The sequence below is a fragment of the Pseudohalocynthiibacter aestuariivivens genome, assembly GCF_018457175.1.
Lineage (GTDB): Bacteria > Pseudomonadota > Alphaproteobacteria > Rhodobacterales > Rhodobacteraceae > Pseudohalocynthiibacter > Pseudohalocynthiibacter aestuariivivens.
The window spans coordinates 121,222-144,647 of sequence record NZ_JAGFNU010000005.1 but is presented as its reverse complement, the minus strand read 5'-3'; the positions used below and the strand labels follow the sequence as shown (position 1 = coordinate 144,647).

At 53.4% G+C, this 23,426-nt stretch carries 19 protein-coding genes; 12 read left to right on the top strand and 7 right to left on the bottom strand.

The genetic code is table 11. From position 1 onward, the window contains the following. Positions 1–22 precede the first annotated feature (22 nt). The 3 genes from proC to J4E70_RS09485 are packed head-to-tail and all read left to right on the top strand — an operon-like array spanning position 23 to position 2,135. Entirely contained in the window at positions 23–844 is an 822-nt protein-coding gene (proC, locus tag J4E70_RS09495; RefSeq protein WP_213888867.1) for a pyrroline-5-carboxylate reductase, read from the top strand. Further along, entirely contained in the window at positions 841–1,179 is a 339-nt protein-coding gene (locus J4E70_RS09490) for a tRNA-binding protein (RefSeq protein ID WP_213888866.1), read from the top strand. Before proC ends, J4E70_RS09490 begins: the two co-directional genes overlap by 4 nt. Then, positions 1,176–2,135 (top strand): 2-hydroxyacid dehydrogenase, encoded by a 960-nt coding sequence (locus J4E70_RS09485; RefSeq protein WP_213888865.1) that lies wholly within the window; start codon positions 1,176–1,178, stop codon positions 2,133–2,135. The genes J4E70_RS09490 and J4E70_RS09485 overlap by 4 nt, the downstream gene beginning before the upstream one ends. A gap of 135 nt (positions 2,136–2,270) precedes the next feature. Here the strand turns inward: J4E70_RS09485 and J4E70_RS09480 are convergent, their stop codons facing one another. Together J4E70_RS09480 and J4E70_RS09475 are read right to left on the bottom strand one after the other, a co-directional pair. Next, complete coding sequence (locus tag J4E70_RS09480; protein WP_213888864.1) at positions 2,271–2,603, bottom strand: GYD domain-containing protein; 333 nt, start codon at positions 2,601–2,603, stop codon at positions 2,271–2,273. A gap of 128 nt (positions 2,604–2,731) precedes the next feature. Further along, positions 2,732–3,319, bottom strand: a complete 588-nt coding sequence (locus J4E70_RS09475) for a thymidine kinase (protein WP_213888863.1) — start codon at positions 3,317–3,319, stop codon at positions 2,732–2,734. 367 nt (positions 3,320–3,686) lie between these two features. Here J4E70_RS09475 and J4E70_RS09470 point away from each other — a divergent pair, with 367 nt between their 5' ends. Continuing rightward, complete coding sequence (locus J4E70_RS09470; protein ID WP_213888862.1) at positions 3,687–4,142, top strand: phage regulatory CII family protein; 456 nt, start codon at positions 3,687–3,689, stop codon at positions 4,140–4,142. Between the two features lie 142 nt (positions 4,143–4,284). Here J4E70_RS09470 and carB read toward each other — a convergent pair whose 3' ends face one another. The 3 genes from carB to J4E70_RS09455 form a co-directional block, all read right to left on the bottom strand. Further along, positions 4,285–7,578, bottom strand: coding sequence for a carbamoyl-phosphate synthase large subunit (carB, locus tag J4E70_RS09465; RefSeq protein WP_213888861.1), 3,294 nt, complete (start codon positions 7,576–7,578; stop codon positions 4,285–4,287). 152 nt (positions 7,579–7,730) lie between these two features. Further along, positions 7,731–9,242, bottom strand: a complete 1,512-nt coding sequence (gene amaB / locus J4E70_RS09460; protein WP_213888860.1) for an L-piperidine-6-carboxylate dehydrogenase — start codon at positions 9,240–9,242, stop codon at positions 7,731–7,733. A 203-nt stretch (positions 9,243–9,445) separates the two neighbouring features. Continuing rightward, positions 9,446–10,369 carry a LysR substrate-binding domain-containing protein gene (locus tag J4E70_RS09455; RefSeq protein ID WP_213888859.1) on the bottom strand — a complete coding sequence of 308 codons (924 nt, stop codon included), beginning with the start codon at positions 10,367–10,369 and terminating at the stop codon, positions 9,446–9,448. Positions 10,370–10,476: 107 nt separating this feature from the next. Between J4E70_RS09455 and J4E70_RS09450 the strand changes: the two genes are divergently transcribed. Next, positions 10,477–11,535: a saccharopine dehydrogenase C-terminal domain-containing protein gene (locus J4E70_RS09450; protein ID WP_213888858.1), complete on the top strand. Its 1,059-nt coding sequence runs from the start codon at positions 10,477–10,479 to the stop codon at positions 11,533–11,535. Positions 11,536–11,617: 82 nt separating this feature from the next. Here the strand turns inward: J4E70_RS09450 and J4E70_RS09445 are convergent, their stop codons facing one another. Further along, complete coding sequence (locus J4E70_RS09445; protein ID WP_213888857.1) at positions 11,618–12,550, bottom strand: LysR family transcriptional regulator; 933 nt, start codon at positions 12,548–12,550, stop codon at positions 11,618–11,620. 84 nt (positions 12,551–12,634) lie between these two features. Between J4E70_RS09445 and J4E70_RS09440 the strand changes: the two genes are divergently transcribed. From J4E70_RS09440 to J4E70_RS09415, 6 genes are all read left to right on the top strand, one after another. After that, a complete protein-coding gene (locus tag J4E70_RS09440; protein WP_213888856.1) occupies positions 12,635–13,852 on the top strand; it encodes a pyridoxal phosphate-dependent aminotransferase in 1,218 nt (405 codons plus the stop codon). Between the two features lie 12 nt (positions 13,853–13,864). After that, entirely contained in the window at positions 13,865–15,073 is a 1,209-nt protein-coding gene (locus J4E70_RS09435; protein ID WP_213888855.1) for an acyl-CoA dehydrogenase, read from the top strand. Positions 15,074–15,127: 54 nt separating this feature from the next. Continuing rightward, on the top strand, positions 15,128–17,311 hold the full coding sequence (locus J4E70_RS09430; RefSeq protein WP_213888854.1) for a thiamine pyrophosphate-dependent enzyme: 2,184 nt from the start codon (positions 15,128–15,130) through the stop codon (positions 17,309–17,311). Continuing rightward, the gene (locus tag J4E70_RS09425) at positions 17,308–18,342 is read left to right on the top strand and encodes an ACP S-malonyltransferase (RefSeq protein ID WP_213888853.1); all 1,035 of its coding nucleotides are present in this window, start codon (positions 17,308–17,310) and stop codon (positions 18,340–18,342) included. The genes J4E70_RS09430 and J4E70_RS09425 overlap by 4 nt, the downstream gene beginning before the upstream one ends. Positions 18,343–18,440: 98 nt before the next feature. Further along, complete coding sequence (locus J4E70_RS09420) at positions 18,441–19,577, top strand: aminodeoxychorismate synthase component I (protein ID WP_213889090.1); 1,137 nt, start codon at positions 18,441–18,443, stop codon at positions 19,575–19,577. Further along, positions 19,532–20,170, top strand: a complete 639-nt coding sequence (locus J4E70_RS09415; protein ID WP_213888852.1) for an aminotransferase class IV family protein — start codon at positions 19,532–19,534, stop codon at positions 20,168–20,170. Before J4E70_RS09420 ends, J4E70_RS09415 begins: the two co-directional genes overlap by 46 nt. A 9-nt stretch (positions 20,171–20,179) precedes the next feature. On the opposite strand, the gene J4E70_RS09410 is transcribed toward J4E70_RS09415, so the two are convergent. Further along, the gene (locus J4E70_RS09410; RefSeq protein WP_213888851.1) at positions 20,180–21,400 is read right to left on the bottom strand and encodes an SAM-dependent methyltransferase; all 1,221 of its coding nucleotides are present in this window, start codon (positions 21,398–21,400) and stop codon (positions 20,180–20,182) included. A 245-nt stretch (positions 21,401–21,645) separates the two neighbouring features. Between J4E70_RS09410 and aspS the strand changes: the two genes are divergently transcribed. Next, entirely contained in the window at positions 21,646–23,421 is a 1,776-nt protein-coding gene (gene aspS / locus J4E70_RS09405) for an aspartate--tRNA ligase (RefSeq protein ID WP_213888850.1), read from the top strand. Positions 23,422–23,426 lie beyond the last annotated feature (5 nt).

The following is a 23,426-nucleotide window of genomic DNA, read 5'->3' as shown; positions in this document are numbered from 1 at the left end:
TTTTGGGGTTTGAGAGGGTGAAATGAAATCAAGCGATATTGCGCGCCGGGGTCTGGTATTGCTCGGCTGCGGGAAAATGGGCTCTGCAATGCTTCAGGGCTGGCTGAGCGAAGGCTTGCCTGCCAATTCCGTTTGGGTGAACGACCCGTATCCGTCAAACTGGTTGAAGGAATTGGCTGGAACGGGCCTTCATCTGAACGAAATTTTACCGTTAGACCCAGCAATCGTTCTCGTCGCTGTAAAACCGCAAATGATGGCAGAGGCATTGCCAACCCTCTTAGCATTGGGCAACGGCACCACGATTTTTCTGTCAGTTGCTGCTGGTACACCAATTTCCTTTTACGAAGAAACGCTTGGTTCAGAGACACCCGTTATTCGAGCGATGCCCAATACGCCTGCGGCAATTGGGCGTGGAATTACAGCACTTATCGGAAATGACAAAACGGACGAAGCAGATATCGTTTTGGCCGAAACTCTGTTGTCTGCGGTAGGCCAGACTCTGCGCCTCGAAAACGAAACGCAGATGGATGCTGTTACTGCTGTTTCCGGATCCGGCCCGGCTTATGTTTTTCACCTGATTGAAACGCTTGCTGCCGCAGGAGAGGCTGAAGGATTACCAACTGACCTTGCGATGGCACTGGCGAAAGCAACGGTTGGTGGGGCAGGGCAGTTGGCAGAAGACGCACCCGAAGACCCCGCCCAATTGCGGGTAAATGTAACCAGCCCTGCCGGGACAACCGCCGCTGCGCTTGAAGTATTGATGAATCCCGATACAGGGTTTCCTGCGTTGCTAAGAAAGGCAGTGAAAGCCGCTGCCGACCGTTCAAGGGAACTGGGTGCATGAGTGAATTAAGTTTTGACGATTTCCTGAAAGTCGATATCCGGGTTGGCCGCGTTACGCGCGCTGAGCCTTATCCGGAGGCGCGAAAGCCAGCGATCAAGCTATGGGTCGATTTTGGTGAGCAGATAGGCGTAAAGAAAAGTTCCGCGCAAATTACGGCGCATTACACTCCCGAGGAATTGATTGGAAAACAGGTGATGGCAGTTGTGAACTTTCCGCCCCGTCAGATCGGACGTTTCATGTCCGAAGTTCTGGTGCTTGGCCTGCCGGACGAAGCGGGCGAGATCGTTCTGCTAACACCTGACCAAACTGTGCCTGAGGGAGGGCGAATGCATTGAGTGAAAAGATTCTGATTACGCGACGGCTACCAGATACGGTGCTTGCTGCTGCCGAGGCCCGGTTTGATGTCGTTCTGCGCGACAATACCCAGCCAATGACCGAGGACGAACTGAAGGTAGCGCTTGCCGCCTATGACGGCATCTTACCAACGCTGGGCGACCCATTCACCGCCGAGGTTTTCGCCGCCGTTCCCGAACCGCGCTGTCATGTGCTCGCGAATTTCGGAGTTGGCTACAACCACATCAATGTCAGTGCTGCGACCGCGGCGGGTATTCTGGTCAGCAACACACCGGGTGCGGTGACTGATGCAACAGCTGACATCGCGCTTACGCTTATGCTGATGAGCGCACGCCGTGCAAGCGAAGGTGAACGGATGCTGCGTGCGAGGAACTGGCACGGCTGGCACCCGACCCAGATGCTGGGTTTGCACATGTCAGGCAAAGTCGTCGGCATTGTTGGAATGGGACGTATTGGCAAGGCGATTGCGCATCGCGCCCACCATGGTTTCGGAATGGAGGTCGTGTTTTTGAACCGCTCTCCAGTTGAAGATGCAGGCGTACCTGCAAGACAACTGAACAGCCTGTCAGAGGTTATGTCGACAGCGGATATCGTTGTGATCGCTGTACCAGGCAGCCCAGCAACCCGTTACTTAATCAACGCAGAAGCACTGTCTGCGATGCGTGAAACGTCCCATCTTATAAACATTGCACGCGGTGACATTGTTGAGGAAGCCGCGCTGATTGATGCGTTGCAATCCGGGCAAATCGCTGGGGCCGGGCTGGATGTTTACGAGAATGAGCCAGAGGTGCCAGAGGCCCTGAGGACCCTCGAAAACGTAACGCTGTTGCCGCATCTTGGTACCGCGGCACTAGAGGTCAGAACCGCCATGGGGATGATGGCGGTTGAAAATCTTTTTGCGTTTTTTGATGGTAAGGCTTTGCCGAACAAGCTTTAGTCGCTGACGGTTTCCGGATGGAATTTCCAAATCCAATCATAGGGCGTCACGCAAAAACGCGGCAACTTTTGGCCGCCGCGTTTTTGAAGTAAGGATACCAAGAGCAATCCCATGCAAGAAGGTAACGGCGAGTCTCTAACCCGTTGCGGGCTTGTAACTTTTTGACGCCGTCTGGGCCCCTGCCATTGCCTTCATTGCTTCTTGTGCTGTCATCAGTTTTGTCGTTGATCCGCCTGAAAAGGCACCGGAAGCACCAACCGCCAAAGCACCAGCAGCCATTGCCGTGTCATCCGGGGCCTCGATAAGAGCCACGACATCGTCAGCGCCGAAGCAGAAAAACAGGTGGTGAAGCTTACCCCCAACAGCCTCGATCATCGGGCGTGCGGCAGCTTCTCGGTCCTGTGGGTTATCAACCATCGCCTTGAGCGCGGCAGCGGTATAACGGGCTTGAAACATGTAAAATGGCATTGAAGTCCTCCCAGTCAAAATAATTTGTCTTAGTGGAAACATCGCATCAGCAGCGGGATGCGATTTCTTCAATCTACATGAAAAGCTGTATTGAGTCTAAAAAACGACCGCACGGGACCGTTGCGGCCCTAGACCGAGCCCTTTTCCATCGCGGAACGCCAGTGCCCGCGGCAAAGCGAAACATAGCTTTCATTGCCGCCAATATGAACCTGAGCGCCTTCTTTTAATATGGTGCCGCTTTTGTCCATTCGAGCAACCATTGTGGCCTTCTTCCCGCAATGGCAAATTGTGCGTACCTCACGCATTTCATCAGCAAGCGCTAACAGCGTTGCAGAGCCGGGAAACAAATGACCCTGGAAATCAACACGAAGGCCGTAGCACATAACCGGAACTTTCAGGTCGTCCACCGCGCGCGCAAGCTGCCAGACCTGTTCAGCGTCCAGAAACTGTGCTTCGTCAATGAACACACAAGCGCATGGCCCTGCTGCAAGTCGTGCTTCTATTTTTGCAAATAGGTCTTCGCCATGCGCGAATGTATCAGCGCCTTCGCCAATACCGATACGCGAGGTAATCCGCGCTTCCCCTTCGCGGTTATCAAGCAGAGCTGTCAGCAGATAGGTCTGCATCCCGCGTTCATGATAGTTGTAAGACGCCTGCAGCAAATTCGTCGATTTGCCAGCATTCATTGTCGAGTAGTGAAAATAGAGTTTTGCCATGCCGCCTGTTACGTCACGGTGCGCACCAAATGCAAGGCACCTGTGTCGAATCGGGGGTAGCGAGCCCGCCAGCAGGAAAAAATATGAGACCCAAAACTGGCAAGCGCCTGGGGATAGATCGGGTCTCATTACTCTTTACAAACAGTCGGGCCCGCTACACGGCTGCCGGTTACCCGGCTCTGCCGCCCCCATGTGACAGAAGCACAGCGGACCCCGACCCAAAACCAACGCTAGGGGACGCCGGTTACTCGTACAATCCCAAGAACACAGGATCGGTTTATAAATGACAAATCCTTGCAACCCCATTAATGGGAAAAGGCAAACGCATTTCCCCCCGATTGTTTGGTGGAGTGCCCAAGGGATAGGAATGAGTGGGATGAGCAGTTATCTTAAGAAGCACACCGAGGCTTTGGTTAAAGACGTTGGTATCGAAGCAGCCTGTAAACTGACCGGCAAATCGAAAGCCACTTTGGGGCGCTATTATTCGGATGCTGATGAACATTCTGACAGGTTCATGCCGATCGACGCGGTCGCGGCCCTGGAAGATGCTTCACGTTACCCGCATGTCACCAGCGCATTGGCAGAGCTGCGCGGCATCACGCTTTCCTACAGCGAGGACAGACGCAACAACCCGTCACATGGTGTGAACTCCGACGTGGTGGCGCTGAGCCAGCGCTTCGCTATGCTGATGGCGGAATACAACCAGTCAATCGAGGATGGCGTGATTTCCATAAACGAGGCAAAACGCCTGCTGCGTGAAACGCTGGAAATTCAGAAAGTGCTGCTGGATATGAAACTGCACCTTGAGGCGGAGTCGCCTTGAAGGGAAGAGTGCTGCTCTTTCAAAGAACCAAAGCTCTCCAATATCTGATAAAACCCGCCCACGCGCTAACGGGGTCTAACTTTCAAAGTTATTGCTTTGGGTTGTTCGGTTCATGTATTTTTGCTTCGAACCGTTCGGAAAGCTAGCCCTGCAACGCCCTCACACCCAACTCACCTTCCTTCGCCTCTTTCATCGCCAATGCAGCCGCGTAGGATGCGGCGGCGGTGGTGAAATAGGGGACCTTAGCGTATAGCGTGACTGCGCGGATGTCGCGGCTGTCTTCGACCGCCTGCGTGCCTTCGGTCGTGTTCATCACCAGCGCGATCTGTTCGTCTTTCAGCATATCAACGATGTTCGGGCGGCCCTCGTAGACCTTGTTCACGACTTCATTTTCGACGCCGTTTTCAGTCAGCCACGCACCGGTTCCGCGGGTTGTGATGATGGACAGGCCAAGATCTATCAGCAATCTGGCGGCGCTCACCATTTCGGGCGTTTTGTCCATGTCCTTGATCGAAATGAAAACACGGCCTTCGCTGGGCAATGTGACACCTGCTCCAAGCTGGGCTTTCAGGAAAGCCCGGGCAAAGTTACGGTCCCACCCCATGACTTCACCGGTAGAGCGCATTTCCGGCCCGAGGATCGTATCCACACCCGGGAAGCGGGCAAAGGGCAGCACGGCCTCTTTTACCGAATACCAGGGCGTTTTCGGATCGGCGAGCGTGAACGGGTCACCCAGTGGCAGCACGGCCATCGGGTTCGGGTTCGGCGCATATGGTTCGCGGATCGGGAAGTTGCTGAGTGGTTCTCCTGCCATGATACGCGCCGCAATGGCGGCAATCGCGCTGTCGGTTGCTTTCGCCACAAAGGGCACGGTGCGTGAGGCGCGCGGATTGACCTCGATCAGGTAAATCTCGCCGTCTTTGACCGCATATTGAACGTTCATCAATCCAACGACGTTCAGTGCAATAGCGAGCGCGTGGGTCTGACGATGCAGTTCTTCGATAATATCGTCTGGCAGCGAATAGGGGGGCAGGGAACAGGCGCTGTCGCCGGAATGCACCCCGGCCTCTTCGATGTGCTGCATGATGCCCGCAACATGCACATCTTTCCCATCGCACAGCGCATCCACGTCAATTTCAACCGCGCCAGACAGATAACTGTCAAGCAATACAGGGCTGTCACCGGAAACGACCACGGCCTCGTTGATGTAGCGCTCAAGCTGGGGCATGTCGCGCACGATTTCCATCGCGCGGCCACCGAGCACATAGGAGGGCCGGATCACAAGCGGGAAGCCAACCTCTTCGGCTATTTTCATCGCCTGCGTGCCCGAAGATGCGATACCGTTTTTGGGCTGTTTCAGGTTCAGTTTTTCTAGCAGATTCTGGAACCTTTCACGGTCTTCGGCAAGGTCGATCGCGTCTGGTGTTGTTCCAAGTATCGGGATGCCTTCGTTCTGAAGCGCATTGGCGAGCTTTAGTGGGGTCTGCCCGCCAAACTGCACGATGACACCGTGAAGCGTTCCATTGTCCTGCTCAACGCGCAGAATTTCCATGACATGCTCAAACGTGACCGGCTCAAAATAGAGCCGGTCAGACGTATCATAATCTGTCGAAACCGTTTCCGGGTTGCAGTTGATCATGATCGTCTCGTACCCCTGATCGGTCAGGGCATAGCAGGCGTGACAACAGCAATAGTCAAATTCGATACCCTGACCAATGCGGTTTGGGCCACCACCAAGGATCACGACCTTTTTCTTGTCCGACGGACGTGCTTCGCATTCGACCTCTCCCATAACCGGGGATTCGTAGGTCGAGTACATATAGGGAGTTTGCGCTTCAAACTCAGCGGCGCAGGTGTCGATGCGTTTAAACACTGCAATAACGCCAAGTTTCAGTCGTGCGTGGCGTACTTCAGTTTCGCTCGTCCCGGTCAGGGTGGCAAGGCGGGCATCCGTAAAACCCATCATCTTAAGTTTGCGCATGCCCGCTTCTGTTGCAGGCAGGCCTTGCGCACGCACGTCGGCTTCTACATCAACAATCTCGCGGATGCGGGACAGGAACCAAGGATCATACATCGTGGCGTGATGAATTTCGTCATCTGCCAGCCCTTCTCGCATGGCTTGCGCTATGACGCGAATACGGTCTGGAGTTTGCTTGCTAAGCGCTTTTACAACAGCTGATTTTTCCGGGGCGCCTTCAATATCAATCTCGTCAAAACCAGTGAGGTCGTTTTCCATCGAAGCCAGCGCTTTTTGCAACGACTCGTGGATGGTGCGGCCTATGGCCATCGCCTCGCCAACAGATTTCATCGCTGTGGTCAGGTAGGGTTCGGCACCGGCGAATTTTTCAAAGGCAAAACGTGGAATTTTGGTGACAACATAGTCAATGGTAGGCTCGAACGAGGCCGGTGTGACTTTGGTGATGTCATTATCAAGCTCATCCAGCGTGTATCCCACGGCAAGCTTTGCAGCGATCTTGGCAATTGGAAAGCCAGTTGCCTTGGATGCGAGTGCAGAAGAGCGCGAAACGCGTGGGTTCATTTCGATCACCACCATGCGCCCGTCTTTGGGATTTACGGCCCACTGTACATTAGAGCCACCCGTCTCAACACCAATTTCCCGCAGCACGGCGATAGATGCACTGCGCATCATCTGGTATTCTTTGTCGGTCAGCGTCAGGGCAGGGGCTACCGTGATTGAATCGCCCGTATGAACCCCCATCGGGTCAACGTTTTCGATGGCACAAACGATAATGGCGTTGTCGGCTTTGTCACGCACGACTTCCATCTCAAATTCTTTCCAGCCAAGCAGGCTCTCATCAATCAGGATCTGGTTGACGGGGCTGGCGTCCAGTCCGGTGCGGCAGAAATGTTCGTAATCATCCCGGTTGTAGGCCACACCGCCGCCAGTACCGCCAAGTGTGAAGGCCGGGCGAATAATTGCCGGAAGCCCGACATATTCGATTGCATCCATACATTCTTCGATGGTGTTTGCGATTGTAGCCTTCGGGTTTTCAAGACCAATACGGTCCATCGCTTCACGAAACAATTTGCGGTCTTCGGCCATCTCAATGGCACGGCGGTTGGCACCGATCAGTTCCACACCGAATTTTTCAAGAACACCCATATCGGCCAGTGCGAGCGATGTATTCAGACCAGTCTGCCCACCCATCGTTGGCAGCAACGCATCAGGACGTTCTTTCTCGATTATTTTGGCGACGATTTCGGGGGTTATGGGCTCTATATATGTTGCGTCTGCTAGGCCCGGGTCGGTCATGATTGTTGCGGGATTGGAGTTTACCAGAATGACCCGGTAACCTTCTTCACGCAGCGCTTTGCAGGCCTGCGCACCGGAATAGTCAAACTCGCATGCCTGGCCAATTATGATTGGTCCCGCGCCGATGATCATGATGGATGAGATATCGGTTCTTTTTGGCATGACTAAGGTCCCCGGATGCGCAAATTGTCGTGTGTTATAGGCATGAGGCGGGTAGGTGCAACCCTTGATCAGGGTCTTGTAGTGGAAAGATCGTCGCAATTGGCTAAAACGGCGGACTCAGTTGCATGAGTCCGCCGTATTGGAAGTTTAATTTACGCGATATCGAATGAAACGCCCTGAGCCAGCGGTAACTCGCGTGAATAGTTGATCGTGTTGGTCGCCCTGCGCATATAGGCTTTCCACGCGTCAGAGCCGCTTTCGCGTCCGCCGCCCGTTTCTTTCTCGCCACCAAAGGCACCGCCAATTTCTGCACCGGAGGTGCCGATATTCACATTGGCGATTCCACAGTCTGACCCGGCAACGGACAGGAACTGTTCGGCTTCGCGCATATCTAACGTGAAGATGGTTGAGGACAGTCCGGCACCGACAGCGTTTTGCTTTTCGATTGCGTCGTCAAGGTCAATATAGCGCATCACATAAAGCACGGGTGCGAAGGTTTCTTCGCAGACGATTCCTTCGTGAACGGGCATCTCGACAATTGCCGGGCGGCGGTAATGCGCATTCGGATAGCCCGCGTCGATTTTTTCACCGCCAGTGATCGTGCCGCCAAGTACCTTTGCCTGCTCAAGCGCCCTTTCCATTGCGTCTGATGCGCGTGTATCAATGAGAGGTCCAACCAGAGCGTCTGTGGTTAAGGGGCTACCCACGGTGACGGATTTATAGGCGGCCTTCAGACGCGGAACAAACTGGTCATAGATACTGTCATGCACAAAGGTACGGCGCTGGCTTGTGCAGCGTTGACCGGCGGTTCCCATAGCGCCGAAGGCAATTGCTGCCAGCGCCATATCCTGATCGGCCGACGGACAGACGATACCAGCGTTGTTGCCGCCAAGCTCCAGAATGGAACGGCCAAAGCGTGCAGCAACGCGCGGGCCAACTTCGCGTCCCATACGGGTTGAGCCAGTGGCGGAAATTACCGGAACTTTCGCGTGATCCACCAAAACCTCTCCGACAGCGCGGTCGCCAATCAGAAGTGTTAGCAAACCGTCAGGTGCATCCCCAAAGCGCGCGGCAGCCTTTTCAAATACAGCAGCGCAAGCGAGCGATATGAGCGGTGTCTTTTCGGAAGGCTTCCAAACGACCGTATCACCACAAACAAGAGCGAGTGCTGCATTCCAGCTCCAGACCGCGGCGGGGAAGTTGAACGCAGAGATCACGCCGACAACGCCAACCGGATGCCATTGTTCCATCATCCGGTGACCGGGGCGTTCGGTTGCGATTGTTAAGCCATAAAGCTGGCGGGAAAGGCCGGTCGCAAAATCGCAGATATCAATCATCTCCTGAATTTCGCCCAAACCTTCAGAGGTGATTTTACCAACCTCAATAGAGATGATGCGCCCGAGATCCTCTTTGGCGGCGCGCAGTTCTTCGCCAAGCAATCTGACCAACTCTCCGCGGCGTGGCGCGGGAACATTGCGCCAGACCTTGAAAGCTTCATGTGCTTTGTCGATGGCAGCAGAGGTGTCAGCGGCAGAAACATCTGCAACGCTTGCAATTTCTTCGCCAGTTACAGGGCTGATGATTTTTGTGCTGCCGCTTGTGTAGGAGGCAGAATTAACACCCAGGCGGGTCAGGATGTCGGCAATTTCGGCTTTGACACTCATGACGTGTCCTTTCTCGCAAATTCAGGTTTGAGGAACTGCGTCAACAATACGTCTGTTCTGCCTTCGCGAATATGGTGAATTGATGGTCTATTGGTTCATAAACCTCATGAAGAATTTATTCGCCGTATCGAATCTATGTGCCGCAAAAAAGGATTTCATGCCTCCGGCGGGGATATTTATGGAAACTGGTTGGAAGAAATAAGCTATTGTTTATTAAGTGGAGTTTTGCGGCGAGAAACCTGTGTCTTAACCCAGCGCGTAAAGTTTTGTGCCACGGGGCTCACCGCGCCAGCTGGTGTGACCAGATAATAGGCATTGTTGGTAAGGAGAGGTTTTTCAGACAAGGGCACGAGGTTGCCTTGGGATAATTCGTCTTCGATCAGATAGCGGGGACACAGCGCGGCGCCAAGCCCGGCTGATGCGGCTGCGATGATCATGGAAAACTGATCATAGATCTTACCGCGCGGTGCATGTGGTGTGTCCTGCCCAAGCAGACGTAACCAATCAGACCAATATGTTGGGCGGGTTTCCAAGTGCAGAAGCGGTGCATTCGCAATTTTGTTAACGTCTTTCAATCCGTGGCGATCACGAAATTCCGGGGCAGATACGGCTATTATTTCTTCTTCGCAGAGTTTTGTCATCTGTGTGTCGGGCCAGTCCTGAACACCATAGTGGATGGCAAGATCAAATCGTTCTTCGTCAAAGCTGAACGGTTTGATACGCGCCGACAGGCTGATCTCGACCTCTGGATTTTGCGCTTCAAAGTCCGGCAGGCGCGGGATGAGCCAGCGACAGGCAAAGGTGGAAAGAGTGGCAATTCGCAATGCACTGCGGGCGTTTCCGGCAGCAACGGCGCGGGTTACTGTCTGTTTCAACCGCTCAAGATCAATCGCCAGTTCCGAAGCAAAATCAGCCCCGGCATCGCTGAGCGCTACGCGGCGGCCGTTGCGGCGGAACAGGGTGAAGCCCAGCATTGCCTCAAGGTCTTTGACCTGACGGCTGACGGCGCTTTGCGTCAGATGCAATTCTTCGGCAGCAAGCGTAAAACTTCCGTGCCGCGCGGCGCATTCGAATGCGCGTAGGCTGGCAAAAGAAGGGACAGGTAGGTTCTGGCGGGTCTTGCTCATGTCTCTCATTCATAATTCTCATGAATACACGCTTATTTAGTGATGTTTGCGCAGGCTTACAATTGCTATCCTGCCCGCAAATCAGATCGCGGTTAAGGAGTCTTTGCGTGAAAAAGATATTTGTACTGGGCTTGGGGAAAGTTGGCTCTCTGGCGGCGCAACTACTGCATGACTCAGGTTTCGAGGTTACTGGTTACGATCTTGTTGTGGATGCTTCGCGTTTTCCCTTTGCGGTGAAATCTGCGGATGTTGGATCTGCCGATGTGATGGCTGAAGAATTCAAGGCGGCTGATGCGGTGCTGTCCTGTTTGCCCTATCACCTTAATATTGGCATCGCGACTGTGGCGAATGCTGCGGGGCTGCACTACTTTGATCTGACAGAGGATGTGCCAACAACGCAGGCAATTATCGGTCTCAGCGAAATCTCAAAAGGGTTGATGGCCCCCCAATGTGGGTTGGCGCCGGGTTTCGTTGGCATTGTCGGTGCGCACCTGATTTCACAGTTTGAACATTGCCGGTCGTGCCGGATGCGCGTGGGGGCATTACCACAGAACCCGACCGGTCTGATGGGATACGCGTTTAACTGGTCACCGGAGGGTGTGGTCAACGAATATCTGAACGACTGCGAAGTGATTGAAGCTGGTACCCGCAAGTTGGTTTCACCGATGGAATGGCACGAAACGCTGTACATTGATGGTGTAAAGCTCGAGGCGTTCACTACCTCGGGTGGTCTTGGGACGATGTGTGACACGTATCTCGGAAAAGTGGATAATATAGATTATAAAACAATGCGTTATCCTGGACATATGGAGCTTATGAATTTCTTCTTTCATGAATTGCTGATGCGGGACCGGCGCGCGGAAGCAGGTGAAATACTGACCCATGCGAAACCACCTGTTGAGGAAGATGTGGTTTATGTTCACGTTGCCGCAGAAGGCACAATTGATGGCAAGCTGGCGCGCAAGGAATTTGTGCGCGCGTATCGTCCTATCGAAGTCGCGGGCAAGATGCGCACGGCTATTTCCTGGACCACATCAGCCTCTGTCGTCGCTGTGATCGAGATGGTGCGTGACGGCGTGTTGCCTCAGAAAGGTTTCCTCAAACAAGAAGATATTCCGCTGGAAACGTTTCTAAAGACTCGAACGGGGTCGTTTTACGCCGGGTAGAACTTGGAAGACAGTTCTTTAAAAGAACCGTTGTGGGGATATCTTGGGGTAGAAGAAGAATAGAGTCTGATTTCTTTATTCTTCAAGTATCCCCGCCGGAGGCATTTTGTTTTTCTGTTTCCTGCGCCAGCCATTCGCGTAGTGCTGTAAGGGGGGGATGATCGTCTGCCTCTTTCGGCCAGACAAGGTAATAGGCGCCGATGCTGGTGACCGGCGCGCCTGTTGCGATAGCGAGCCGCCCCTCGGCCAGATCGCTTTCGACAAGATAGTCAGGCAAGAGCGCTGCACCAAGCCCATGCGCCGCTGCACGTGCCATCGTTGCGAATTGGTCAAAAAACATTCCTTCTGTAAGTGTTCGGTCGATCCCGTGCTCCGCCATCCACCGGGCCCATGCGCGTGGGCGGGTCTCTAGCCGAAGCAGCGGGATTCGTAACAAGTCTTCAGGGGTGCTAACATTCTGCTCTCTCAGCAATTCTGGCGCTGCAACCGGAACGACCCGTTCATCCATCAGTTTTATCGAATGCGTCCCTGACCAGTCATCAGTGCCAAAATGGATCGCGGCATGAAACCGTTCTTGTTTGAAATCAAAAGGCACCACACGTGTTGACAGGTTTATTGTCACACCGGGGTTTTCTGAAAGAAAGCGTGGCAGGCGCGGGGCCAGCCAATGCGTGCCAAACGCGGGCAAAATCGCGAGCTCAAGTGTTCCGCCTTCGGGGTTAGAACGCAGTTTGATTGTGGCATTTGCCAGCTTGCGCAGCGTTTCACGCACCTCGCGTGCGTAATCGGTGCCTGCCGGGGTCAGGCGCAATCTTTTCTTTTCTCTTAAGAACAACGCAACTCCAACCTGGGATTCAAGCGTTTGGAGTTGCCGGCTGACGGCGCCTTGCGTCAGTGAAAGCTCTTCGGCTGCTTGAGAGACAGAACCAAGTCGCGCGACCGCTTCAAAAGCGACAAGCCAACTGGTAGAAGGAAGATAACGACGTGGGGCTAGCATAACATTCCATTTCTGCATGAACTTATGCCCGAATATCGATTTATTGGAAAGGGAATTTGGTATAATGGAAGTGTCAGGCCTGATGAAACTTTCGGAATTGTCATGATAAACCGTATCAACCACCCCTTTAAACGCTCTGATCGCGCTGCGAATGTGCAGCTTTCTGAAATTGTTCAGATATCAGAGGCGGCCGCGCGGTTGCGTGCTGAGGGTGTTGATGTTTTGACATTTGGCACCGGAGAGCCGGATTTCCCGACGCCTGACCATGTTATTGATGCGGCCCATCTTGCCGCCAAGAATGGTCAAACAGGCTATCCGCCGACACAAGGCACACCTGTCTTGCGTGCAGCGATTGCAGCAGATGCCACCCGCTTTTCCGGATATACGCCTGAGGCGAGTGAAATCATCGTGTCAACAGGCGCCAAGCAGGTGTTGTCAAATGCGTTTCAAGCGACCGTAAATCCGGGTGACGAGGTGATCCTGCCTGCGCCCTATTGGACGAGCTATGCTGATATGGTTGCTTTTTGCGAGGCAACGGTTGTCCCATTAGAATGTGGGGCGGTCACTGGGTTCCGTCTGACACCCGATCAGCTTTCAGACGCGATCACAGCCGATACCAAATGGTTGATGCTTAACACGCCGGGCAACCCTTCTGGCGCGATGTACTCTCGCGCTGATCTTGAAGCATTAGCAGATGTTTTGCGTGCACATCCGCATGTCTGGATCGTTGCGGATGAGATTTACCAACATATCACCTATGAACCTTTCACTTCCTTCCGCGCAGCTGCGCCTGATCTGGCTGACCGGACGCTTATCGTGAATGGTGTGTCCAAGGCCTATGCCATGACAGGCTGGCGGCTTGGTTGGGGTATCGGCCCCATCGACCTGATCAAAGCAATGGTCGCGGTACAGGGGCAGTCGACCTCTGGTGCCTCTTCCATTTCGCAAGCAGCAGCACTTGCAGCACTTGAGGGGTCGCAGAATCTGTTGGCCGAACGCGCAGAAGAATTCCGTGAAAGACGCGATCTTGTTGTTGGCGCCCTGAACGCTATGCCAGGCCTGAATTGTGAAGTGCCCGGTGGTGCCTTTTACGCATTTCCTGATTGCAGCGGTGTTTTTGGCAAGACCACGCCACAAGGCGAGGTTCTGGAAACCGATGCTGACGTGTGTCGCTACATTCTTGATGATGCGCATGTCGCGCTGGTTCCCGGGCGCGCTTTTGGCCTTCCCGGCTATTTTCGCCTGTCCTACGCTTACGCAACTGCTGATTTGAAAGAGGGCTGTCGCCGCATTGCGCAAGCCCTGACCGAACTGACTTAAGAGGTAAAAAGAATGGCCCTGGCTCCGCAAAGCAAACCGAACCTTGAATCCTTTGACTGGGAAGATGCGTTTCGGTTCGACCTTCAGTTGACCGAAGACGAGCGTATGATCCGCGATTCAGCACGATCATACGCACAGGAAAAGCTGCAGCCGCGTGTGCTGGAGGCGTTTCAGGAAGAGAAAACAGACCCGGAAATCTTTCGCGAAATGGGTGAAATGGGCTTGTTGGGTATCACCGTTCCCGAAGAATACGGCGGTATCGGTGCAGGTTATGTGAGCTACGGTCTGGTCGCGCGCGAGGTAGAGCGTGTCGATAGCGGATATCGTTCCATGATGTCTGTCCAAAGCTCGTTGGTTATGTATCCGATATATGCCTATGGCACTGAGGAGCAACGTAAAAAATACCTGCCAAAACTTTCTACCGGTGAATTTATTGGCTGTTTTGGTCTGACAGAACCTGATGCCGGTTCTGACCCCGCAAGCATGAAAACCGTCGCGAAAAAGGTTGACGGAGGCTATGTGCTGAACGGCTCTAAAATGTGGATATCAAACGCGCCAATCGCTGATGTTTTTGTTGTCTGGGCAAAATCCGACGCACACGGCGGAAAGATAAAAGGGTTCGTGCTTGAAAAAGGCATGAAAGGTCTCTCGGCACCGAAGATCGCGAATAAGCTCTCACTGCGGGCTTCGGTGACCGGTGAGATTGTGATGAAAGACGTAGAAGTTGGCGAAGACGCCTTGTTGCCCAATGTCGAAGGTCTGAAAGGTCCGTTTGGCTGCCTGAACCGGGCGCGTTATGGCATCAGTTGGGGCGTATTGGGCGCGGCCGAGTTCTGCTGGCACGCTTCGCGGCAATACGGCCTAGACCGAAAGCAGTTCAATAAACCAATTGCGGGCACGCAGCTTTACCAGAAAAAACTGGCGGATATGCAGACAGAGATCACGCTTGGCCTGCAAGGGTCTTTGCGTGTTGGCCGGCTGATGGACGAAGCGAATGCTGCACCGGAAATGATTTCGATGATGAAACGCAACAACTGCGGCAAGGCGCTGGATATCGCGCGGATGGCACGTGACATGCATGGTGGCAACGGCATCAGCCTGGAATTTCAGGTGATCCGTCATATGGTAAACCTTGAAACGGTAAACACATATGAAGGTACACATGATGTACATGCCCTTATCCTGGGGCGTGCGCAAACCGGGCTACAGGCGTTTTTCTAGGGCCTTTCCTGTAAGGCTGAAGTTTTGGGCTGCATTGAAGAATAAGGTTGATCTATGGATCGTGCTGATATCGTCCACGAGGCATTTCAGACCCGCGTAAAACGTGGAGATTTTCCAAAAGGGGCTGCACCAAACGGCCCCCTTTTACCGACCGAGGCGGTCGCGATCTTTCGCGCGCAATGTTTAAGTCGGAACCTCGACCGAACGTCGCGCAAAATGCAGGCGGCAGGGCAGGGGTACTATACAATTGGCTCTTCCGGGCATGAAGGTATGGCAGCGGTCGCTTCCGCCCTTAACCCTGATGACATGGCGTTCCTGCACTATCGGGACGGTGCATTTCAAACCCGGCGCAGCGCACAGGTGCCGGGTACAACACCCGCTTGGGATATGCTGCTAAGCTTTGCCACCTCAACCGAAGACCCGATTTCCGGCGGGCGGCACAAGGTGCTGGGGTCACATAGCCTGATGATACCGCCGCAAACCTCGACTATTGCCAGCCATCTGCCAAAAGCCGTGGGTGCCGCCTATTCGATTGGCCTTGCCAGACGGCACGCGCCGGAGCATAAAACACTCAAAGACAATAGTATTGTCATCTGCTCGTTTGGCGATGCTTCTTCCAATCATTCTACCGCTCAGGGGGCTATCAATACGGCTTGCTGGACTTCGTTTCAATCCGTACCACTTCCGCTTCTTTTTATATGTGAAGACAATGGGATAGGCATCTCAACCCGCACCCCGCGTGGCTGGGTTTCTGCGAATTTTGAGCATCGCCCGGGGTTGAAATACTTTTACGCAAACGGGCTTGATTTGTACGATACTTTCTGCGCAGCGAAAGCTGCAGTAGAATATGTTCGCACCCGCAGAAAACCGGCGTTTCTGCACCTTAGCCTTGTTCGGCTTTATGGCCATGCTGGCTCTGATATGCAGCAAACTTACCTTGCGAAAGAAACCTTCGAGACGTGGGAATCGGACGATCCGTTACTGCATTCTGCAAGGCTGCTGATTGATGCGGGTGTTCTGAGCACAGATGAGGTGCTTTCAATTTATGACGACGCAGAGGCGCAATGCACGCGCGTCGCTGCCGAAGCAATTACTCGACCACGCCTAAAAACCGCGTCAGAAGTTATGGGCAGCATTGTGCCGCCAAAACGCCGTTGCACACCGACAAATGGCCCATCGGATGAAGCCCGCGAAGCCGCATTCGGCTCTGATATGCGTGCCATGTCCGAGCCACAGCACATGTCACGCCTGATAAACTGGGCATTGACCGATCTGATGTTGGAACATGATGAAATCGCGCTAATGGGCGAAGATGTCGGCCAAAAGGGCGGCGTTTATGGCGTTACGCAAAAACTGAGTGACAGGTTCGGTGTCGACCGGGTGATTGATACCCTGCTTGATGAACAATCCATCTTAGGCTTGGCTATCGGTATGGCACACAACGGTTTTATTCCGATGCCGGAGATTCAGTTCCTTGCCTACCTGCACAACGCTGAAGATCAGCTTCGTGGCGAGGCTGCGACGCTCTCGTTCTTTTCCAACGGACAGTTCACCAACCCGATGGTTTTGCGCATCGCAGGCCTTGGGTATCAGAAAGGGTTTGGTGGTCATTTCCATAACGATAATTCATTGGGAGTTCTGCGCGATATTCCAGGCGTGATCGTTGCTGTGCCAAGCCACGGGGCGGATGCCGCAAAAATGCTGCGCGAATGTGTGCGCCTTGCGCGGGAAGAGCAACGTGTTGTGGTGTTTGTCGAACCTATCGCGCTTTACCCGATGCGCGATTTGCACGACGCAAAAGATAGTGGATGGATGCAGATCTACCCCGCACCGGACGAACGGATCGCGCTTGGCGAGGTTGGCGTAACAGGTGAGGGGCCTCTGGCAATTGTGACCTATGGAAACGGCCATTATCTAAGCCAACAGGCGGCTAAAATATTGAAAGAGAAGGGTATTCAAACACGAATAATTGATATGCGCTGGTTGTCGCCGCTGCCTGAAGAGGCGATTATTAATGCTATAAAAGGTGCCAAAAAGGTTTTGGTTGTCGATGAATGCCGCCAAAGTGGAAATGTTTCCGAGGCGGTTATGACACTTCTTTCAGAACAATCTAACTTACCGAATGCGCGCCTTGCTGCAGAAGACAGCTTTATTGCTACAGGTCCAGCTTATGCAGTCACGATGCCGTCCTGTGAAAGCATTGTTCAGGCTGCTGAAAAGCTTTGGGGGGCGAAATGAAACAAACTGCTGTCGTCGTCGCCCCTGGGCGCGGCACCTATAACAAAACCGAGCTTGGTTATCTCAAGCGGCACCACGCGAATAGATCCGCGATTATTGGCGAGTTTGATGGCTATCGCACTGCGCTTGGACAAGAAGCGGTAAGCAAGTTGGACAATGCAGCCCGGTTCTCGGGACCGCACCATACACGGGGCGACAATGCTTCGCCATTGATCTATGCCTGCGCCTACGCGGACTTCCTTTCAATCAGCGCAGAAAAGTTTGACATCATTGGTGTCACCGGAAATTCGATGGGTTGGTATATAGCGCTTGCCTGTGCCGGGGCTTTGTCGCCCATGGCGGGTCTGGATGTTGTGAACACCATGGGAACGCTGATGCATGAACGGGGCGTTGGCGGTCAGTTGATATATCCGGTTACGGATGAAGACTGGCGTGACCCGGGTGGCAAACGTGCAGAAGTCCTTGCAATCATGTCTGAAATCGACAATCGCGCGAACCATAGACTGGCCCTTTCTATCGACCTTGGTGGTATGCTGGTGCTTGCCGGGGACGAAACCGGGTTGGAGGCCTTCGAAAAGCAAGCGCCCCGCGTTCAGGACCGTTTCCCGATGCGGTTGCAAAATCATGCGGCGTTCCACACGGAATTGATGGCGCCTATTGCCGCAGAAGGCCAAAGGCGTCTGCCGCAAACGCTGTTTCAGCAGCCTAAGTTGCCTTTGGTAGACGGTCGCGGTGGGCTTTGGCACCCGAAGTCAAGCGATCTGGGTGCGCTATGGTCCTATACGCTTCAGCATCAGGTCGTCGAACCCTATGATTTCTCTGCAGCAATTCGAACAGCCGCGCGCGAGTTGATGCCGGATGTTTTTATCGTGCTTGGACCCGGCACAACATTAGGCGGTGCTGTTGCACAATCTTTTGTATCGGCGAACTGGCGCGGAATGTCGGACAAAGCTGAGTTTCAGGCAGAACAAAGTAAAACGCCGCGCCTGATTTCCATGGGTATGGAAAACCAGCGAGACACTGCAACCTAGGTATTTTGCCGCTCTCACTTCGCAGATGTCGGATTTTAGGGGCGCAGAGCAGCGAAAAGCAGACTAGAAGCACCCTGTGACGTAGCATCAGGCGATTCATTTTGGCACAGCCGCAGATATTTTTTGACCACGGACCAGATGGAACCGGCACACTTTTTCGTGCGCCGGAACAGTTGATTGTGGCAAAAACTGCTGAAGAAGTGCCTGCAGCGCTGGACGCGCTTTCAAGGGCACAAGCCGATGGACGCTGGATTGCAGGCTATTGTTCTTACGAACTTGGCTATGTTTTGATGCCAAAGCTTGCTCATCTCTTGCCAGAAGACCGCGACACACCATTGCTGCTTTTTGGCGTGTTTGATACGCCAGATTCAGCGAATATTGGCGTGGGAGAGGCCGTCTTGTCTTCGTTGACGCCACTTTGGTCAGCAAATGACTATCACCGGGCGTTTGACAAGCTTCGCGCGTTGATCGGGGCGGGTGATATTTATCAGGCCAATCTGACGTTTCCAATTTTGGCGAACCGCGCAGGCTCTGCCGAGGCACTTTTCGGTCTTTTGGCGGCGCGTCAGCCTGTGCTTTACGGCGCGCATGTTGATCTTGGGGTTGGGCCGGAAATCCTGTCGCGTTCACCTGAGCTTTTCTTTCGTACAACAGCGGACGGCGAAATTGAAACATTGCCCATGAAAGGCACGGTCCCGCGCGGCATAACAGCAGGTGAAGACGATGAACGTTACAACTGGCTGCTGAAGGACCCCAAAAACCGCGCTGAAAACCTGATGATCGTTGATCTTTTACGCAATGATATCAGCCAGGTATCCAAGGTTGGCTCGGTCAAAGTGCCTGAATTGTTTCGTGTCGATAGCTACGCAACAGTTCATCAGATGGTATCGCGCGTAACGGCGCACCTTAAAGAAAGCACATCCCTGCCCGATATCCTGCGCGCACTTTTTCCCTGCGGTTCAGTCACAGGCGCGCCCAAAAACCGTGCAATGCAGGTAATCCGGGATCTGGAACCAACGCCACGCGGAATATACTGCGGTACAATTGGCTGGATGGCGCCAGACGGGTCATCATGTTTCAACGTTGCAATCCGCACACTTTCGCTCTTTGAAGGTGGCGCTGTGCGACTTAATGTTGGCGGCGGTGTTGTCTGGGACAGCACAGCCGATGGCGAATATGAGGAAGCCCTGTGGAAAGTGCGCTACGCAGAAATCTCCCCCCCGATCTCAAGCTGATTGAAACGTTTGGGTTTGATCCGGCTCTGGGATTTCAAAATCTTGATCTCCATCTTTCGCGAATGGAAAAGAGCGCGCAGGGTTTTGGGATTGATTTTGACAGAAATGCTGCGCAGCATTTGTTATCGTCTGTTTCGGGAACTGACACGCGGCGATGTCGTATGTCATTGAAGTTAAACGGTAAATTTGAGCTGCAGGTATTTCCAATATCATCGACTGTTAGCGCGTGGCGCGTTATGGTTGCAAAAGACAGGCTCCGCTCAGATGACCGCTGGTTGCAAGTGAAAACCACAGAGCGTCAGCTTTACGACAATGCCCGTGCAAACCTTCCGAACGGTGTGGACGAGTTGATTTTTCTGAATGAACGCGGCGAAATTTGCGAAGGAACAATAACGAATGTTTTTGCGGATTTTGGGCAGGGTTTGATTACTCCACCACTTACGTGTGGCCTGCTTCCCGGTGTGTTGCGGCAGAAAATGCTGGACGCAGGAGAGGCCGCAGAGGCAATACTAACAGAGCGCGATATTAAAAAGGCACAGCGATTGTTTGTGGGGAATTCGCTGCGTGGTCTGATAAGGGCGCATCTGGTTTAGCCCGGAAATCTATTCCGCTGCCCGCCAGTGCTGTTTTTCATCGCCTTGGTAAATGTAATCGCGGGTCAGGGGAACGACACCTTGTTTGCGGGTGAGTTGAAATTGAAAAACAACCTGTCGGTGTAGTCTAAATGTGAGCTCCGCTGAAATCAGATAGAACCGCCACATCCTGCAGAATCGGTCATCGTAAATCTGCCGGGCCTTATCGATATTTGCCATAAAACGCGTGTACCAATGTTTTAGCGTTTCAGCATAATGCAGCTGCCAAACTTCAACATCTGTGGTCCAGAGACCTTCCTTCTCGATCGCTTTGCTTACCTCGGAAAGCGAAGGGACATAACCGCCTGGGAAAATATACTTCAGTACCCAGGGGCTTGTGCGTCCCGGTGGCGATTCGCGCCCAATGGTGTGTATCAATGCGATTCCGTTGTCCGTTAGCCTGTCGCTTACGTGACTGAAATACTCCCGGTAATGCGGCACGCCCACGTGCTCAAACATTCCGACAGAAACTACTCTGTCAAATTTACCATCCAGCGCGCGGTAGTCTGTTAAGCGTATATCGATCTGCTCGTTCAGGCCCGCAGCATCAACGCGTGCGCGTGCGACTTTATGTTGTTCTTCTGACAATGTGACACCAACAACATGCACGCCATAGTCTTTGGCCAATGTTATGGCCATACCGCCCCAGCCGCATCCGATATCAAGAACCCGCATTCCTGGCTCAAGACATAGTTTCTGTGCGATATGGGCTTTCTTTTGTATCTGAGCTTGTTCAAGCGTGTCATCAGGATGACGAAAATAGGCACAGGAATATTGCTTGTCCTCATCCAGAAAAAGGTCATACAGCGCACCAGACAAATCATAATGATGCGCGACATTGCTGCGCGCGCGCCCCATTGGGTTGTATTGGCTGACATATCGCAAGAATGGGCCAAAAAACCGTTCCAGCCCATGACCACGCCCGACAGACATGTTCCGAATGCCAAGCGCGATAAAGCTGTGCAAGTCGTCGTTGTCGATGTTCAGGGTGCCTTCCATATAGGCCTCCCCAATCGTAAGTTCCGGGTTGATCATGAAGCGGCGCGGCAGACCAGGGTCAGTGATCTGGGCAATTACGACAGATCCGTCCCCATCTCCGAACCGTTCCTTGCGGCCACTTGGAAGTTGCAAATCCAGCGTACCGTGCCGAATTAGCTGCTTTAGCATTCGTACAAAGAGAGCTTCCCACATAACATCCCCCTAAAAAATATCTGGTACTAAAATTCGCGCTCTGCCCCAGATTCAGCGTCCTTCCATGCAAAATATTAGTGAAAACATGGCCTTCCTGTCTAGTTCGATGTTTTTTTGGCCCGAATTCCGAGGTTACGTTGATTTGAACACCCAAAAATACAGGCAATTCTCACTGTGACCTTGACTTCCGGGCGTACGCAATGTGTATCGGCGCGAAGCTTTCACTACCCTCGAGGGAATACCCGATGCACGCCTTTCGTAGCCAGACCTGCGCTGAACTGACCAAAGCAAATGTTGGAGAGACCGTTCGTCTTTCCGGCTGGGTACACCGCGTGCGCGATCATGGTGGTATTTTGTTTATCGATCTGCGTGACCATTACGGTGTTACGCAAGTACTGTGTGATCCCGACAGCCCGGTCTTTGCCGAGGTTGAAAACCTGCGCAGCGAGTGGTGTATTCGCATTGATGGCGAGGTTAAGGCACGCGACGAAAGCCTGATAAACCCAAAGCTGCCAACCGGTGAAATCGAGGTTTTCATCCGTGATATGGAAGTGTTGGGCGCTGCTGATGAACTGCCCCTGATCGTTTTTGGGGATCAGGAATATCCCGAAGAAACCCGGTTAAAATACCGCTACCTCGACCTGCGCCGCGAAAAACTGCAACACAACATGATTTTGCGTTCTGATGTTGTAGCGTCAATGCGGCAGCGCATGTGGGATACGGGTTTCAAAGAATTCCAGACGCCTATTATCACAGCCTCAAGCCCCGAAGGTGCGCGCGACTTTTTGGTCCCGTCACGCCAGCACCCCGGCAGGTTCTACGCACTTCCGCAGGCTCCGCAGCAGTTCAAACAGCTGATCATGGTGTCGGGATTTGACAAATATTTCCAGATCGCGCCGTGTTTTAGGGATGAAGATCCGCGTGCAGACCGATCACCAACCGATTTTTACCAACTTGATCTTGAGATGAGCTTTGTGACCCAGCAGGACGTTTTTGACACGATCCAGCCGGTCATCAGCGGAATCTTTGAGGAATTTGGCGGCGGTCGCAAAGTTGACGAGACATGGGAGCAAATCTCGTTCCGCGATTCAGCTCTCTGGTACGGCACCGACAAGCCTGACCTGCGTAACCCGATCAAGATGCAGATTGTGAGCGAACATTTTGCAGGCTCCGGTTTTGCAATTTTCGCAAAATTGCTGGAGCAGGAAGGTACCGAAATTCGCGCCATCCCGGCACCCAGTGGCGGCAGCCGTAAATTCTGTGACCGGATGAATGCCTTTGCGCAGGCGCAAGGTTTGCCCGGAATGGGCTATATTTTCTGGCGTGATGGTGAAAACGGTATGGAAGCCGCTGGTCCCTTGGCCAAAAACATCGGCCCCGAGCGGACAGAGGCGATCCGTCAGCAACTTGATCTTGGGGTTGGTGATGCGGCGTTCTTCCTTGGCGGAAAACCTTCTGCTTTTGAGGCTGTCGCTGGCCGGGCCCGCACAGAGATTGGCGAGACGCTGGGTCTTATCGATCAAGACCGCTTCGCTTTTGCCTGGATCGTCGACTTTCCAATGTACGAGGCAGATGAAGAAACCGGTAAGATCGACTTTTCCCATAACCCGTTTTCCATGCCACAAGGCGGAATGGACGCACTTGATGGAGATCCGCTTTCCGTCCTTGGCTACCAATATGACCTTGCCTGCAACGGTTATGAACTGGTGTCGGGCGCGATTCGGAACCACAAACCAGAAATCATGTTCAAGGCTTTTGAACTTGCCGGTTACGGTGCGGAAGAGGTGGAAAGCCGCTTTGGCGGAATGGTGAATGCCTTTAAATACGGCGCACCGCCGCACGGTGGTTGTGCCGCTGGGATTGACCGGATCGTGATGTTGCTGGCGGATGAAGCCAATATCCGCGAGGTCATCATGTTCCCGATGAACCAGCGCGCCGAAGACCTGATGATGTCGGCCCCAAGTGAGCCGTCAAACGAGCAACTTCGCGAACTTGGCTTGCGGGTCATACCACAGGATTAATTTGC

What these genes read in the sequence shown, in the direction of transcription:
- proC (WP_213888867.1), top strand. Translation starts at nt 23, where the DNA reads ATGAAATCAAGCGATATTGCGCGCCGGGGTCTGGTATTGCTCGGCTGC.
- J4E70_RS09490 (WP_213888866.1), top strand. Translation starts at nt 841, where the DNA reads ATGAGTGAATTAAGTTTTGACGATTTCCTGAAAGTCGATATCCGGGTT.
- J4E70_RS09480 (WP_213888864.1), bottom strand. Translation starts at nt 2,603, where the DNA reads ATGCCATTTTACATGTTTCAAGCCCGTTATACCGCTGCCGCGCTCAAG.
- J4E70_RS09475 (WP_213888863.1), bottom strand. Translation starts at nt 3,319, where the DNA reads ATGGCAAAACTCTATTTTCACTACTCGACAATGAATGCTGGCAAATCG.
- J4E70_RS09470 (WP_213888862.1), top strand. Translation starts at nt 3,687, where the DNA reads ATGAGTGGGATGAGCAGTTATCTTAAGAAGCACACCGAGGCTTTGGTT.
- carB (WP_213888861.1), bottom strand. Translation starts at nt 7,578, where the DNA reads ATGCCAAAAAGAACCGATATCTCATCCATCATGATCATCGGCGCGGGA.
- amaB (WP_213888860.1), bottom strand. Translation starts at nt 9,242, where the DNA reads ATGAGTGTCAAAGCCGAAATTGCCGACATCCTGACCCGCCTGGGTGTT.
- J4E70_RS09455 (WP_213888859.1), bottom strand. Translation starts at nt 10,369, where the DNA reads ATGAGCAAGACCCGCCAGAACCTACCTGTCCCTTCTTTTGCCAGCCTA.
- J4E70_RS09445 (WP_213888857.1), bottom strand. Translation starts at nt 12,550, where the DNA reads ATGCAGAAATGGAATGTTATGCTAGCCCCACGTCGTTATCTTCCTTCT.
- J4E70_RS09440 (WP_213888856.1), top strand. Translation starts at nt 12,635, where the DNA reads ATGATAAACCGTATCAACCACCCCTTTAAACGCTCTGATCGCGCTGCG.
- J4E70_RS09435 (WP_213888855.1), top strand. Translation starts at nt 13,865, where the DNA reads ATGGCCCTGGCTCCGCAAAGCAAACCGAACCTTGAATCCTTTGACTGG.
- J4E70_RS09430 (WP_213888854.1), top strand. Translation starts at nt 15,128, where the DNA reads ATGGATCGTGCTGATATCGTCCACGAGGCATTTCAGACCCGCGTAAAA.
- J4E70_RS09425 (WP_213888853.1), top strand. Translation starts at nt 17,308, where the DNA reads ATGAAACAAACTGCTGTCGTCGTCGCCCCTGGGCGCGGCACCTATAAC.
- J4E70_RS09410 (WP_213888851.1), bottom strand. Translation starts at nt 21,400, where the DNA reads ATGTGGGAAGCTCTCTTTGTACGAATGCTAAAGCAGCTAATTCGGCAC.
- aspS (WP_213888850.1), top strand. Translation starts at nt 21,646, where the DNA reads ATGCACGCCTTTCGTAGCCAGACCTGCGCTGAACTGACCAAAGCAAAT.